This is a genomic window from Caballeronia sp. 11_S32, assembly GCF_056930355.1.
The window spans coordinates 1112959-1126191 of sequence record NZ_JBXOWH010000001.1 but is presented as its reverse complement, the minus strand read 5'-3'; the positions used below and the strand labels follow the sequence as shown (position 1 = coordinate 1126191).

The following is a 13233-nucleotide window of genomic DNA, read 5'->3' as shown; positions in this document are numbered from 1 at the left end:
TTTTTGACGGCTTGCAAATTTAGGGATTTAAATCTAGCCTGCATCAGCAATCGGCGGATCTCTTCAACGCACTACCTTCCTCACGGGGAGCAGCGATGACGATGAAGCGTATCTGGGCGGGCCGTGTCCTTTCTATCTCCGCAGCGGCAGCACTGGCGGGGGGCGGCATCGGTCCGGCGTCGGCTGCGCCACCTGACGCGCTCGTTGCCGCCGCGAAGCAGGAAGGTCAGTTGACGACGATCGCATTGCCGCATGACTGGTGCGGGTACGGCGCGCTGATCGCCGCGTTCCAGAAGAAGTACGGCATCCGCGTCAACGAGCTCAACCCCGATGCCGGCTCGGGCGACGAGATCGAAGCGATCAAGGCGAACAAGGGCAACAAGGGACCGCAAGCGCCCGATGTCATCGACGTCGGCCTTTCGTTCGGGCCGTCCGCCAAGAAAGAAGGCTTGTTGCAGCCTTACAAGGTATCGACGTGGGATTCGATTCCGGCCGCTTCCAAGGATGCGGACGGCTACTGGTATGGCGACTACTACGGCGTGCTTGCGTTCGAAGTCAACGCGGACATGATCGACAAGCCGCCGGCCGATTGGGGCGACCTGCTTAAGCCGGAGTACCGCAACGCAGTCTCCCTCGCCGGCGATCCGCGTTCGGCCAATCAGGCCATTCAGGCCGTTTATGCGGCCGGCCTCTCGCAGAGCAAGGGCGATGCAGGCAAAGCCGACCAGGCGGGCCTCAAGTTTTTCGCCGATCTGAACAAGAGCGGCAACTTCGTGCCGGTGATCGGCAAGGCCGCTTCGCTGGCGCAGGGCACGACGCCGATCATCGTGCGTTGGGACTACAACGCGCTCGCCGATCGGGACACGCTCAAGGGCAATCCGAAAGTGCAGGTGATCGTGCCGAAGACAGGCGTGGTGGCGGGCGTCTATGTCCAGGCGATCAGCGCCTATGCGCCTCATCCGAACGCCGCGAAGCTATGGATGGAATTCCTTTACTCCGATGAAGGGCAGCTCGGCTGGCTGGCCGGCTATTGTCACCCGATGCGCTATAACGAACTCGTCGCGCAGAAAAAGGTGCCGCAGGCGCTGCTCGCGAAGCTGCCGCCCGCATCGGCATACAGCAACGCGGTCTTCCCGACGCTCGAGCAGCAGAATGCCACGAAGGACGCGGTGACCAAAGGTTGGGATCAGGTCGTTGGGGCGAACGTGAAGTAGCCGTGCCTGGATCGCCGAAATGAGCGCCTCTCCGCAGCCGGGCGCATCCGGCCCGGACTTGCTGACCCCGGCCGCGCCCGCGCCAAAGTCCGGACCTTCGCGCGCGGGCAGCGGGGCCGGCTGGCTGGCCTATGCGGGCGTCGCGCCGTTCTTCGGATTCGCGCTGCTGTTTCTCTTGCTGCCCACCGCCTTTCTGATGATCGGCGCGTTTCAGGACGCTCAGGGCCACTTCACGCTGGCCAATCTTCGCGAGCTGTTTCAGCCAGGCGTGCTCGATGCCTACTGGATCAGCGTGAAGGTGAGCGTCGCATCCGCCGCCGGGGGAACGCTCTTCGGCGCGCTGCTCGCCTGGGCCGCGGTGCACGGCCGGCTGCCCGAATGGATCCGGCCCACGCTCATGACATTCTCGGGCGTTGCGTCCAACTTCGCGGGCGTGCCGCTTGCTTTCGCGTTCATCTGCACATTGGGGCGCGTGGGACTCGTGACGGTGCTGGCGCGCAAGTATCTCGGCTTCAATCTCTATTCCACCGGCTTCAGCATTCTCAGCTTCTTCGGGCTGACCATCACCTACCTGTACTTCCAGATTCCGTTGATGGTGCTCATCATCACGCCGGCGCTCGATGGTCTGAAACGCGAGTGGCGTGAAGCGTGCGACTGTCTCGGCGGGACGGCGGCACAGTATTGGCGGTATGTCGGTTTGCCGGTTTTGTGGCCGAGTCTGCTCGGCGCGGCCTTGCTCCTGTTCGCGAACGCGTTCGGCGCGGTCGCCACGGCTTACGCGCTGACGGGCAGTTCGCTCAACATCGTTCCGATCCTGCTGTACGCGCAGATTCGCGGCGACGTGCTGCATAACCAGAATCTCGGTTACGCGCTCGCGCTCGGCATGATCGTGGTCACGGGCCTGTCGAACGGCGGCTACATCTGGCTGCGCGCGCGCGCCGAAAGGGGGCGCCGATGACCACGCAATCGCGCGCAGGGGCCTGGATCGCGGTGATCGTCGGCGCGCTGTATTTCCTGATCCCGCTCGCCGCGACCTTCGAATTCAGTCTGCGCATGCGCCGCGATACATACAGCCTGGATGCCTACCGGGTCGTGCTCGGCGATCCGCATTTTCAGGCGTCGTTCGGCTATTCGGTGCTGATGGGCCTGCTTACCATCGTGATCGGCGTGCTGCTCGTCGTGCCGACGGCGTACTGGGTGCAACTGCGTCTGCCGAAGCTGCGGCCTGTCGTCGAGTTCATCACCTTGCTGCCGCTCGTGATACCGGCCATCGTGATCGTCTTCGGCTATCTGCGCATCTACAACAGCAGCTCGATACTGCCGCTCACCAGCAACGAGCGCGCGACCGATCTGCTGCTCGTGTTCGGTTATGTCACGTTGTCGCTGCCCTATATGTACCGTGCCGTCGATGCGGGCATGCGCGCCGTGGATGTCCGCTCGCTGACCGAGGCCGCCGAGTGTCTCGGCGCGGGCTGGACGACTATCCTGTTCCGCGTGATCTTTCCCAACGTGCGCTCGGGCATTCTGTCGGGCGCGTTTCTGACGTTTGCTGTCGTGATCGGCGAATTCACGATCGCGAGCCTGCTGGATCGCCCGGCGTTCGGACCGTACCTGCAACTGATCGGCGCGAATCGCGCCTACGAGCCCTCGGCGCTGGCGATCATCGCCTTCATCATCACGTGGGCATCGATGGGATTGATCCAGGTATTCGGCTCGGCGCGCGCACTGGCCGGCCATAAAACTTGAGCCGATGAGGCCGCGACCCATGGCATTCCTCGAAATCGACAATCTTCACAAGGCGTTCGGGACGAACGTCGCGCTGCATCGGTTCGACATGCAGATCGAGAAGGGCGAATTCATCACCTTTCTCGGGCCGTCGGGCTGCGGAAAGACCACGGTGCTGCGCATGATCGCCGGATTCGAAACGCCCACGCACGGCACCATCCGTCTCGACGGACGCGACGTTACGCATGTGCGCACGCGCGATCGCGCGGTCGGCATGGTGTTTCAGTCGTATGCGCTGTTTCCCAACATGACGGTGGCGCAGAACATCGGTTTCGCGCTGAAGGTGGCGAAGCGTTCGCAAAAGGAGATGGATGCGCGCGTCGCCGACATGCTCGAACTCATCAAGCTGCCGCATCTCGCCGCGCGCTATCCGTGGCAGTTGTCCGGCGGGCAGCAACAGCGCGTGGCGCTGGCGCGGGCGCTTGCGAGCAAGCCTCAGGTGCTGCTCCTCGACGAACCGCTGTCCGCGCTCGACGCGAAAATCCGCGTCTCGCTGCGCGACGACATTCGGGCGCTGCAGCGTGAACTCGGCATCACGTCGATCTTCGTCACGCACGATCAGGAAGAAGCGCTGTCGATCTCGGACCGCATCGTCGTGATGAACGACGGGCGCGTCGAGCAGATCGGCGCGCCGCTCGATATCTACAATTTTCCGCGCACACGCTTTGTCGCGTCGTTCGTGGGAACGCTCAACATTCTCGCTGGCCGCGTGATCGATCCTGCGACGGGGCGCATTGCGGTGGAAGGACAAGAGCTCGTGACCTCGAGGCCGCTTCCTCCCGACGATGCGGGCAAGGAGCGGCTGCTCGCGCTGCGGCCCGAGGCGATCCTGCTTGAGCCGCCAGCGCACGGCCGGAACTCGCTGGCGGCCACCGTCGAAGAGATCAGCTTTCTTGGCGCCGTGGTCCGCATTCGCGCGCGGGTCAGCGGGGCCGTGGTTTCGCTCGATCTCTTCAACGATCCCAACCGGATCCTGCCGGAGCGCGGCCAGCCGGTCGCGCTCGGCTTTTCGCACGACAACCTGCTCGTGCTGGATGAGAACGTGCGCTAGCGAGTCGAGCCAGGGAACGGCACGAATGCCTTGCTGCAATCGACGGGCGCGATCGCCTGGTTCAACGCCGCGCGCGTGACGCTCACATTGCCTCCGTTCGCGAACGGCAGCGAGGTGCCGCCTTCGCCGATGGAAACGAGCGCATCCGCGGCAGTGAAGGAGAGCGGCGCGACATCCGCGACGACATTGCTGAGCGAGATCGTCAGCGGATTGACGACAGCCGGATTCGGCCAGCCGATCGTGCCCGCCGACCATCCCGAGCCCTGCAGCACCGGGCTCGCCGTGTTGAAGCCCTGGAACGTGTAGCTCGATGCATTGACGATGCGCACGCCGTCGAGGGCAATGTTCCTGAAGTTCGGATAGAGCCCGCCGTTCTTCGTCGGGCTGTAGTACGGCGAGAAGATCAGCGCTTGCGGCTTGCCGTCCGCCGACGAGTCCGGCGTGCGAATGCACACGTTCGAATAGCGGATATCGGAGACGAGGCCGCTGCGGCTCCAGTCCGACTTGATGCGCAGGCCGTTGTCCGCGCCGTCGATCACGAGATCGTAGACGTTGACATTGCTCACGCTCGGCAGGATGCCGTCCACCGGCGTCACGCCGGGGTTCGTCGCACCGTTGGCCGTGCCCGCCGTCTCGCTGCCGATGGACATGCCGTGCCCCGAATAGAAATGGCTATGCGCGACCGTGATGTCGTAGGTGCGGCCGTTGACCGTGCCGGTGCCGCCCTTGATCGCGATGTTGTCGTCGCCGGTGCGGATAGACGTGTACGCGATCAGCATGTTGCTCGCGTCGCCCGTGAGCTTGCCCGGATTGCCCGCATTGCTCGTGATCGGGCCGGAACTTGCTGGATCGATGCCGTCCGTGTTCTTCGCGGTATCCGGGCTGTAAGCCATGCCGAGATAGTTCTTCATCGCCTCGTAGGCGGCGGTCGGCGTGTAGATCTTGACACCCCACGCCGTGAAGCCTTCCACTCCGCTCGGCACGACATGAAACTTCGGCGCATTCTGCAGCGTCACGCGATACAGCGTGAAGTTGCGGCCATTGCTGATCTGGATGAGGCGCGGGTTGTTCTGCGCCTGATTCAGCACCTTGTTCGCCATCCAGCCGATATCCCACCAGCTCATCGTGCCGCTGCCGTCGGGACGCTTCATCAGATTCGGGTCGTTCGGCACGCTGCTGATGAGCGGGCTGCCGCCGCGCCCGTCGATGACGCCATCTCCCACGACCGCGCCATACGCGATCTTGCTCGCGTTGATGAGCGCGAGACAGCCGTTGTCGCTCGCGGTGATCATGCCGCAACTGGCGGTGCCCTTGACCTTGTCGTACTGACGCGGATCGCGCGATGCGAAGAGCGTGACGCCGCTGTCTATCCACAGCGTGACGCCGCTCGGCAGGCTCAGCGCGCCGGCGATGAACGCGTTCGCGCCGTTCGAGCCCGGCACGAGGCGCACGGCCTTGTTCGTGGCGAGACCGGTGCTCGACGGGTTCTTGCATGAATCGAGCGCGGCCTGAATGCGCGCGGTGTCGGGCGCGGTATCGGTGGCGTCGGCGCTGTCGGGCAGCAGGCCGTTCGATTGCGCCGTCAGCGCGGCGGGCAGCGTCGCGCAGAGTTGCGCGGCGAGCGGTAGCGTCGGCTCGGGCGGCAGGGCGGGGTCGTAGGTCGTCGTGCCGACCTGGAAGCCCGTTGGCGTGACGGCGGACGCGGTCTGGTCCGGCGGCGTGGCGGCCGTGTCCGTCGAAGGCGAGGATGCCCCGGACGCGGGATCGGCCGGCGCGGCGGATGTCTCCGACGCCGCTGACGGGCTCGATGCGGCCGATGCGTCCGACGCCGCCGATGCGCCCGATGCGCCCGATGCGCCCGATGCGCCCGATGCGGCGGCACCGTCGTCGTCGCTATTCGTGACGTTGTGCACCGCGTCGGAAGTCTGAGTCGACGAAGTCGTTGCATCCGAGCCGCCGCAAGCGGAGAGCGCCAGCGCGAGCGAAACGGCGGGGAGCCACGCGGCGCCGGAGCGGACCAGCGTGGATAGGGCGGAATTCCTGTTCAATTTTTAGGCCTCTGGGGAGAGCGACCGAGTCGCGGGTGTCATATGACATCGGATGAATATTAGGCATCCGTATGAACCGCGCGATACTTGGTGCTCGCCCTTAAGCCAAATGGACGGCCGGCCCTGCGTCGAGTCGTGGCGATATTTCGTGTGCAATGGGCGGTAGACGAGTGCGCCCGCTTATCTTCATCACGCGCGCGCGCGTTGCAGCCATTGTTCCAGACCGATGCTGCCACGGCGCGCTTCACCTGTGGGCACGAGCGAATCTTCGTCGATCGTGCCGCCGAAGTACGTGGCCTTCGGATCGACAATGACCTCGCGCGCATCGCCCTGCGCCTTCAGATATCGCGCGACGATCTCATGCAGCGGCGCGCGCTCCGGCCCGGCGATATCCACGATGCCGTTCAACGGCGCGCCGAGCGCGACATCCGCGACGTTGGCCGCGACATCGTCGGCTGCGATCGGCTGGAACTGTCCCGTCGACAGATGCACCTTGCCGTCCTCCATGCCCGCATCCGCGATGCCGCCGAGAAACTCGAGAAACTGCGTCGCGCGCACGATGGAATACGGCACGCCCGATTCCGCGATCAGCTTTTCCTGCGCCACTTTCGCGAGGAAATAGGCGTTGTCCGGCATGCGATCCGTCCCGACCACGGACAGCGCGACATGATGCTTCACGCCCGCCGCCGCTTCGGCCTTCACGAGATTGGTGGTCGAGGCGCGGAAGAACGCCATCACATCGTCGGGCGCCCACGAAGGCGCGTTGCTCACGTCGATGACGACCTGCGCGCCGCGAAGCGCTTCATTCAGTCCCGCGCCCGTCACCGAATCGACGCCGTTGCGCGGCGACGCGGCGAGCGCCTCGTGACCCTTCGCGCGCAGAATCGCGACCGTTTTCGCGCCGATCAGGCCCGAACCACCGATGACGACGATCTTCATGATGCACCTCGCTAATCAAGTGAAAGTGAAGTCATTGTGTGACAATCATGGCTTAGCAGAAAGGGACAAGAATCGTCGATCCAACTAGTCCATGAGCCGCGCCATGCCCACAGCCGACCTTGCGTTGAAAATTGAAATCGACCGGCGTGAGGCCGCGCCGATTTATCTGCAGATATGCGAGCGTTTCAAGTCGGCGATCGCGGCGGGGCATTTGAGGCCGGGTGATCGCGTGCCCGCATTGCGCGGACTCGCGACGCAACTGAATACTGCGCGCGGCACCGTCGAGATGGCCTATAACATTCTCGTCGATGAGGGTTATTTGCAGATGCGCGGCGCGGCGGGCACGTTCGTGTCGTCGTCGCTGCCGGGCGCGGTCACGCTGTCGGCGGCGCGCAAGAGCCGCGAGCGCGCAGCGGCGCCGCGCGCCACGCGAACTGAACCGGCCGCCGATATCGGCAACGACGCCAAACCGCTTCGCCCCGGCCTGCCCGCGCTCGATGCGTTCCCGCGCAAGCTATGGAGCCGGCTCGTCGCCTATCGCGCGCGCAGCGGCGATCTCGCCACGCTCACGTATCCCGAGCCATCGGGATATCGCCCGTTGCGCGAGCGCATCGCGACTTATCTCGGCCTGTCGCGCGGCGTCGAGTGCGACCCGGAGCAGGTCTTCGTGACGAACGGCTATCGCGCAACGCTCGAGCTCGTCCTGCGCGGTCTCGCAAAGCCCCAAGACCGCGCGTGGTTCGAAGAGCCGGGCTATCTGCTCGCGCGTAACTTTCTCGTCGATGCGGGCATGAAGCTCGTGCCCGTGCCCGTCGATCACGAAGGGCTCGACGTCGATGCCGGCATCGCGCTCGCCGGCGACGCGCGCTTCGCCATTGTGACGCCTGCGCATCAGAGTCCGCTCGGCGTGACGCTCTCGCTCGCGCGGCGCATGAAACTGCTCGACTGGGCGAGCCGTTCGGGAAGCTGGATCGTCGAAGATGATTACGACAGCGAGTTCCGTTATGCGGGCCGTCCTTTGCCCGCGCTGAAGAGTCTCGATCGCGACGATCGCGTGATCTATTGCGGCACCTTCAGCAAGGTGCTGTTTCCGGGCTTGCGGCTTTCGTATGTGGTCGCGCCCGAGCGGGCCGTCGCGCGCATTGCGCAACTCACGAAGAGCATGAATGCGGGATCGCCTTATCTCTACCAGGCGGCGGTCTCGGACTTCATCGCGCAAGGGCATTTCGCGCGGCATCTGAAGCGCATGCGCGCACTGTATGCCGAGCGCCGCATGTTGCTCGCGAATGCGATTCTGAAGGCATTCGGCGACAAAGCGAGCATCGACTTGCCGACGGGCGGCATGCATCTCGTCGCGATCTTTCAGGCGGGACGCGATGGCCCCATCGATGACATGGCGATAGCCGCCCGCGCGCGCGAAGCGGGTCTCGCGGTGATCGCGTTATCGGCGTGGTATCTGGGCGGGCGCACGAAGCATACGTTGCGGGGGATCGTCGCCGGCTTCGCGAATGTCGCCGATGCCGCCGAAGCCGCGCGTCTCGCGCGCATGCTGCGGCGAGCCTACGACGGTTAGAGCATGACGGTGTCGTCGTCGGATGCGAAGAGCGCGTGACGCGCGATCTCGTCGCGCGCGGCCTGCAACACTTCGGCCACGGCGTCATCGCCGCGAACGAGTCCTTGCAGCAACAGGAAGTGGACTCTTTGCAAGCCGATCGAGCCGAGCGCGTAACGCAGATATGGCGTGAGGAAATCAGGCTGACGCGCGTGCTCGCCGCAATGAAAGCCACCCGATCCGACGATCACGAACGTGGGCCGGTCGCGCATCAGACCGACCTTGCCTTCGGGCGTCGACGCGAACGTGCGATGAATGCGCAGCACATAGTCGATCCATAGCTTCAATGCGGCGGGCACGGTGAAGTTGTGCATCGGCGTGTTGATGATGAGCGCGTCTGTCGTTTCGATTTCGCGGACCAATTGCTCGGAGATGTCGAACTGGCTCGCATCCGGATGACGCGAGGTGATCGCGCGCGCATAGTTCCGCGTGATGGGCGGCAGCGGCATGGCGGCGAGATCGCGCTCGACCATATCTACGCGCGTTTTTTTGCGCAACGTGTCGATCATGTCCAGCGCGAGCCGGTAGCCGTGACTCGCTTCTCCGTGCGGGCTGGCGTTGATGAAGAGGACTTTCATCGCGCGGCTTCCTTGTCGTTTTCAGTCAGCGGCTGAACGAAGTGCATGCCCTTCGCGAGCAGGCCGTTGCGATAGTAGAAGCGTTGCGCGAGCGCCATGTGCAGGCCGGTATCGAGCACGAAATGCGCGCAGCGCGAATGACGCGCGATCTCGCGGACCTTGTCGAGCAGGCGCGCGCCGATTCCTCCGCTTTGCAGCCGCGCGGTGACGACGAGATCGTCGACATAGACGAAGCGCCCATACAGCGTGTTCGTCTGCGTGCGATAACCGGCGAGGCCGAGAATCGCGCCTTCGCTATCACATGCAGCGAGCAGACGATAGCTTTCCTCGCGTTGACGGCGCATTTGTTCGCAAAAGGCGGCGGCGTCCGTCAGATGCGGACGCAGTTCCTTCATGACGTCGAAGGCGAGCGTCCAGTCGTCGGGCGTGTCGAGATGCCGGAAGGTAATCGATGTGTCCATGCGTGTTCTCCGTTGCATGACACGTACGATATCGGTGCGATGACACAGGCTGAAGGGCCAAGAAATGATCTTTGGACTGGGCCAAGTTTCAGCGCGCGTAGAATCGAACGGTTCATTCTCCATTCGAACTCATGCCGCTCAATCCCGATTCTCCTCTTGCCCGGCTCATGAACGCACCCGCGAAGCCGGGACGTGTCGTCTGGATCGGCTTGCGCGTGTCGCGGCGCGCGGCGCTTCAGGTGGTCGATTCGGCGCTTGCATTGGCGGGCATCGGTCTCGATGGCGATCACTACAGCCGCAAGGACGGCAGCCGGCAAGTGACGCTGATCGAAGCGGAAAGCCTGCGCGCGATCGCGAGTCATCTCGGTCTCGATGGCATATTCCCCGGCGATCTGCGGCGCAATATCGTCACGTCGGGCATCAACCTCAATGCGCTGAAGGACCGGCGCTTTCGCATCGGGGATGCCGTGCTCGAAGCGAGCGGCGAATGTCATCCGTGTTCGCGCATGGAAGAGACTTTCGGCGTGGGAGGCTACAACGCGGTGCGCGGCTTCGGCGGCATCACGGCGCGCGTGATCGAAGGCGGAAGAATCGAACTCGCGAGCCTGATCGAACCCTTGCGCTGATGGGCTAAGATACTGCGCCCCGCATCATCAACTCATAACATGGAGTGCTTTTCGTGATCCAGCCGAGCAATGTATTCAAGGATAACCTGGCGCAACTGCCCGCCATTGAAGGCATCGAGCGCATCGATCTCATCGACGGCAAAGGCGAAGTGGTCGCCAGCATCGAGAACAAGCCGGGCAAGCAAGGCTCGCTCGCGGTCTACAACTATCTGAAGCAGGCGTTCGGCACGCTGGACGCCAACGCAGCGGAACACGCGCTCGCGGTGTTCGCCGAACATACCGCCGATGCGCGCAATCGTCCGGGCGCGCATCCGAATGTGGATCGCCTGCTCGGGATCGTCAATGGCGGCGAGGCGCTGCGCATCGACGTGATTCAGGCAAGCTGAGCGGCCGCCCAAATGAAACGAGCCCGTTGCGTCATCGACGCAACGGGCTCGTCTCAGTTCAGGCTCATCAAACGCGCAGTTCGACGCGCTTGATGTCCTTCACGATCACGAGATAACTGAAGACCGTGATCAACGCATTGATCCCGACGAACGCCAGCGCGCCATTGAACGAGCCCGACTGCGCGACGAGATAGCCGATCACGATCGGCGTCACGATGCCCGCCACGTTGCCGAACATATTGAAGATCGAGCCGGAAAGGCCGATGGCTTCCTTCGGCGACGTATCCGCGACCACGGCCCAGCCCAATGCGCCGATGCCCTTGCCGAAGAACGCGAGCGACATCAGCGCGACGACGACCCAGTCCGTATCGACATAATTGCAGCCGATGATGCACGACGACAGCAGCATGCCGCCGACGATCGGCACCTTGCGCGCGACGGTCAGCGACTTGCCGCGGCGGATGAGGCCATCGGAGATCACGCCGCCGAGCACGCCACCCGTGAAGCCGCAGATCGCCGGCAGGGACGCGACGAATCCCGCCTGCAGAATCGTCATGTGACGCGCCTGCACGAGGTAGATGGGGAACCACGTGAGAAAGAAGTACGTCAGCACGTTGATGCAGTACTGCGCGAGATACACGCCGAGCAGCATGCGATTGGTGAGCAGCTGCTTGACGACCGGCCAGCCCACGCGACTGCCCGACGCACGCGATGCGCCGCCCGCGCGATGATGGCCATGCACGAGACCGCCGCCTTCCTCGATGTACGCCAGTTCCTGCCTGTTCACGCGCGGATGATCCGCCGGATTCTTCATCACGGAGAGCCACGTGAGCGCGAGCGCCAGACCCGCGACGCCCATCACGATATACACGTGATGCCAGCCGAATGCGTGCGTGAGCCAGGCCATCAACGGCGTGAACACGACAGCCGCGAAGTACTGCGCGGAGTTGAAGATAGCCGATGCCGTGCCGCGCTCCTTCGTCGGAAACCAGCTCGCGACGACTTTCGCATTGGCCGGGAAGGCGGGCGCTTCCGCCGCGCCCATCGCGAAACGCAGCACGAAGAGGGCGGTCACCGCGGTGGCCGCGCTGCCGAGCAGGCCGATCGAGCTTTGCAGCAGCGTGAAGAGCGACCACAGGAAGATGCTCGCGGCATACACGCGCCGCGCGCCGAAGCGATCGAGCAGCCAGCCCGCGGGCACTTGCGAGAGCACATACGCCCAGCTGAAGGCCGAGAAGATGTAACCCATGCGGATCGCATCGAAGCCGAATTCGGCGCGCATCGCCGAGCCGGTCACGGACAGGGTCGCGCGGTCCGCGTAGTTGAACGTCGTGATCACGAAGATCAGCAACAGAATGAGATAGCGCACCTTGGTGCGCTTCATGACGTCCGCGGGATTCGCGGTGCGGCTCATCGACATGGACTTCCCCTTGAACTCGAACGTGCTGATGCACGGAGGGCCGCTCGAGCGGCCCTCATGTGCGAAGCGACGCACGGCGCCGTTGCAGCGCCACGCGTTCCCCCGCTTCGCTTGTCTCCTGCGACTGGAGCCGGCGCTTCAGCGCCTTGCTCCGGTTGTCGTATCGCTTACTGCGCGCCGAGCTTCTTGATCAGCACGTCGAGCTGCTCCAGCTCTTCTTCGGTCAGATCGGTCAGCGGCGCGCGCACCGGACCCGCGTCGTGGCCCACGAGCTTCGCGCCCGCCTTGACGATCGAAACCGCATAGCCTGCCTTGCGGTTGCGGATCTTCAGGTACGGCAGGAAGAAGTCGTCGATCAGCTTGCCGACGGTCGCGTGGTCGTCCGCGGCGATCGCGCGGTAGAACTCCATCGCGGTCTTCGGGATGAAGTTGAACACCGCCGACGAGTACACCGGCACGCCCAGCGCCTTGTACGCGGCGGCGTAGACTTCGGCCGTCGGCAGGCCGCCGAGGTACGAGAAGCGGTCGCCGAGGCGGCGGCGGATCGTCACCATGTTCTCGATTTCACCCACGCCGTCCTTGAAGCCGATCAGGTTCGGGCACGAGTCCGCCAACTGCTCCAGCATGTCGGCGTTGAGCTTCGAGTTCGCACGGTTGTAGATGATGACGCCCATGTTCGGCACGGCGCGGCAAACCTCTTCGGCGTGGGCGCGAATACCTTCCTGCGACGCTTCCGTCAGATAGTGCGGCATCAGCAGAATGCCTTGCGCGCCTTGCTTCTCGGCTTCCTGCGCGAACGCGATGGCCGTGCGGGTCGGGCCGCCCGCGCCCGCGAGGATCGGCACCTTGCCGCGGCACACTTCGGTGGCCGTCTTCACGATCTGCGAATATTCGGGTTGCGTCAGCGAGAAGAACTCGCCCGTGCCGCCCGCGACGAACAGCGCCGAAGCACCATACGGAGCCAGCCATTCGAGGCGCTCCGCGTAGGTATCCGCGCGGAAGTTGCCTTGCTTGTCGAAGTCCGTGATGGGGAAGGAGAGCAGGCCTTCGGAAACGATTTGCTTCAGTTCTTGCGGTGTCGTCATGGTGTGTATCTCGTTGGTCAGCGACCGG

13 protein-coding genes are annotated in these 13233 nt (G+C 64.1%); 7 read left to right on the top strand and 6 right to left on the bottom strand.

The window, feature by feature from the left end; all coding sequences use genetic code 11:
• Positions 1 to 95: 95 nt before the first annotated feature.
• The 4 genes from AC1Z32_RS05150 to AC1Z32_RS05135 are packed head-to-tail and all read left to right on the top strand — an operon-like array spanning position 96 to position 4050.
• On the top strand, positions 96 to 1214 hold the full coding sequence (locus tag AC1Z32_RS05150; RefSeq protein ID WP_483477616.1) for an ABC transporter substrate-binding protein: 1119 nt from the start codon (positions 96 to 98) through the stop codon (positions 1212 to 1214).
• Between the two features lie 19 nt (positions 1215 to 1233).
• The gene (locus tag AC1Z32_RS05145) at positions 1234 to 2172 is read left to right on the top strand and encodes an ABC transporter permease (RefSeq protein ID WP_483477615.1); all 939 of its coding nucleotides are present in this window, start codon (positions 1234 to 1236) and stop codon (positions 2170 to 2172) included.
• On the top strand, positions 2169 to 2960 hold the full coding sequence (locus AC1Z32_RS05140; RefSeq protein WP_483477614.1) for an ABC transporter permease: 792 nt from the start codon (positions 2169 to 2171) through the stop codon (positions 2958 to 2960). Before AC1Z32_RS05145 ends, AC1Z32_RS05140 begins: the two co-directional genes overlap by 4 nt.
• 19 nt (positions 2961 to 2979) lie before the next feature.
• Positions 2980 to 4050 (top strand): ABC transporter ATP-binding protein, encoded by a 1071-nt coding sequence (locus AC1Z32_RS05135; RefSeq protein ID WP_483477613.1) that lies wholly within the window; start codon positions 2980 to 2982, stop codon positions 4048 to 4050.
• On the opposite strand, the gene AC1Z32_RS05130 is transcribed toward AC1Z32_RS05135, so the two are convergent.
• The gene (locus AC1Z32_RS05130) at positions 4047 to 6098 is read right to left on the bottom strand and encodes a glycoside hydrolase family 28 protein (protein ID WP_483477612.1); all 2052 of its coding nucleotides are present in this window, start codon (positions 6096 to 6098) and stop codon (positions 4047 to 4049) included. The two genes, AC1Z32_RS05135 and AC1Z32_RS05130, sit on opposite strands and share 4 nt — an antisense overlap.
• A 189-nt stretch (positions 6099 to 6287) precedes the next feature.
• Positions 6288 to 7037 (bottom strand): SDR family oxidoreductase, encoded by a 750-nt coding sequence (locus AC1Z32_RS05125; protein WP_483477611.1) that lies wholly within the window; start codon positions 7035 to 7037, stop codon positions 6288 to 6290.
• A gap of 103 nt (positions 7038 to 7140) precedes the next feature.
• Here AC1Z32_RS05125 and pdxR point away from each other — a divergent pair, with 103 nt between their 5' ends.
• A complete protein-coding gene (gene pdxR, locus AC1Z32_RS05120; protein WP_483477610.1) occupies positions 7141 to 8610 on the top strand; it encodes a MocR-like pyridoxine biosynthesis transcription factor PdxR in 1470 nt (489 codons plus the stop codon).
• Here the strand turns inward: pdxR and AC1Z32_RS05115 are convergent.
• A complete protein-coding gene (locus AC1Z32_RS05115) occupies positions 8607 to 9227 on the bottom strand; it encodes an FMN-dependent NADH-azoreductase (protein WP_483477609.1) in 621 nt (206 codons plus the stop codon). The genes pdxR and AC1Z32_RS05115 overlap by 4 nt on opposite strands.
• The gene (locus AC1Z32_RS05110; RefSeq protein WP_483477608.1) at positions 9224 to 9688 is read right to left on the bottom strand and encodes a GNAT family N-acetyltransferase; all 465 of its coding nucleotides are present in this window, start codon (positions 9686 to 9688) and stop codon (positions 9224 to 9226) included. Before AC1Z32_RS05110 ends, AC1Z32_RS05115 begins: the two co-directional genes overlap by 4 nt.
• A 131-nt stretch (positions 9689 to 9819) precedes the next feature.
• Here AC1Z32_RS05110 and AC1Z32_RS05105 point away from each other — a divergent pair, with 131 nt between their 5' ends.
• Positions 9820 to 10314 carry an MOSC domain-containing protein gene (locus AC1Z32_RS05105; RefSeq protein ID WP_483477607.1) on the top strand — a complete coding sequence of 165 codons (495 nt, stop codon included), beginning with the start codon at positions 9820 to 9822 and terminating at the stop codon, positions 10312 to 10314.
• Between the two features lie 53 nt (positions 10315 to 10367).
• A complete protein-coding gene (locus AC1Z32_RS05100) occupies positions 10368 to 10700 on the top strand; it encodes a DUF2322 family protein (protein WP_483477606.1) in 333 nt (110 codons plus the stop codon).
• Positions 10701 to 10767: 67 nt separating this feature from the next.
• On the opposite strand, the gene AC1Z32_RS05095 is transcribed toward AC1Z32_RS05100, so the two are convergent.
• Together AC1Z32_RS05095 and kdgD are read right to left on the bottom strand one after the other, a co-directional pair.
• Complete coding sequence (locus tag AC1Z32_RS05095; RefSeq protein ID WP_483477605.1) at positions 10768 to 12120, bottom strand: MFS transporter; 1353 nt, start codon at positions 12118 to 12120, stop codon at positions 10768 to 10770.
• Positions 12121 to 12287: 167 nt separating this feature from the next.
• Positions 12288 to 13205 (bottom strand): 5-dehydro-4-deoxyglucarate dehydratase, encoded by a 918-nt coding sequence (kdgD, locus tag AC1Z32_RS05090; RefSeq protein ID WP_483477604.1) that lies wholly within the window; start codon positions 13203 to 13205, stop codon positions 12288 to 12290.
• Positions 13206 to 13233: the final 28 nt, after the last annotated feature.

What these genes read in the sequence shown, in the direction of transcription:
- AC1Z32_RS05150 (WP_483477616.1), top strand. Translation starts at nt 96, where the DNA reads ATGACGATGAAGCGTATCTGGGCGGGCCGTGTCCTTTCTATCTCCGCA.
- AC1Z32_RS05145 (WP_483477615.1), top strand. Translation starts at nt 1,234, where the DNA reads ATGAGCGCCTCTCCGCAGCCGGGCGCATCCGGCCCGGACTTGCTGACC.
- AC1Z32_RS05140 (WP_483477614.1), top strand. Translation starts at nt 2,169, where the DNA reads ATGACCACGCAATCGCGCGCAGGGGCCTGGATCGCGGTGATCGTCGGC.
- AC1Z32_RS05135 (WP_483477613.1), top strand. Translation starts at nt 2,980, where the DNA reads ATGGCATTCCTCGAAATCGACAATCTTCACAAGGCGTTCGGGACGAAC.
- AC1Z32_RS05125 (WP_483477611.1), bottom strand. Translation starts at nt 7,037, where the DNA reads ATGAAGATCGTCGTCATCGGTGGTTCGGGCCTGATCGGCGCGAAAACG.
- pdxR (WP_483477610.1), top strand. Translation starts at nt 7,141, where the DNA reads ATGCCCACAGCCGACCTTGCGTTGAAAATTGAAATCGACCGGCGTGAG.
- AC1Z32_RS05115 (WP_483477609.1), bottom strand. Translation starts at nt 9,227, where the DNA reads ATGAAAGTCCTCTTCATCAACGCCAGCCCGCACGGAGAAGCGAGTCAC.
- AC1Z32_RS05110 (WP_483477608.1), bottom strand. Translation starts at nt 9,688, where the DNA reads ATGGACACATCGATTACCTTCCGGCATCTCGACACGCCCGACGACTGG.
- AC1Z32_RS05105 (WP_483477607.1), top strand. Translation starts at nt 9,820, where the DNA reads ATGCCGCTCAATCCCGATTCTCCTCTTGCCCGGCTCATGAACGCACCC.
- AC1Z32_RS05095 (WP_483477605.1), bottom strand. Translation starts at nt 12,120, where the DNA reads ATGTCGATGAGCCGCACCGCGAATCCCGCGGACGTCATGAAGCGCACC.
- kdgD (WP_483477604.1), bottom strand. Translation starts at nt 13,205, where the DNA reads ATGACGACACCGCAAGAACTGAAGCAAATCGTTTCCGAAGGCCTGCTC.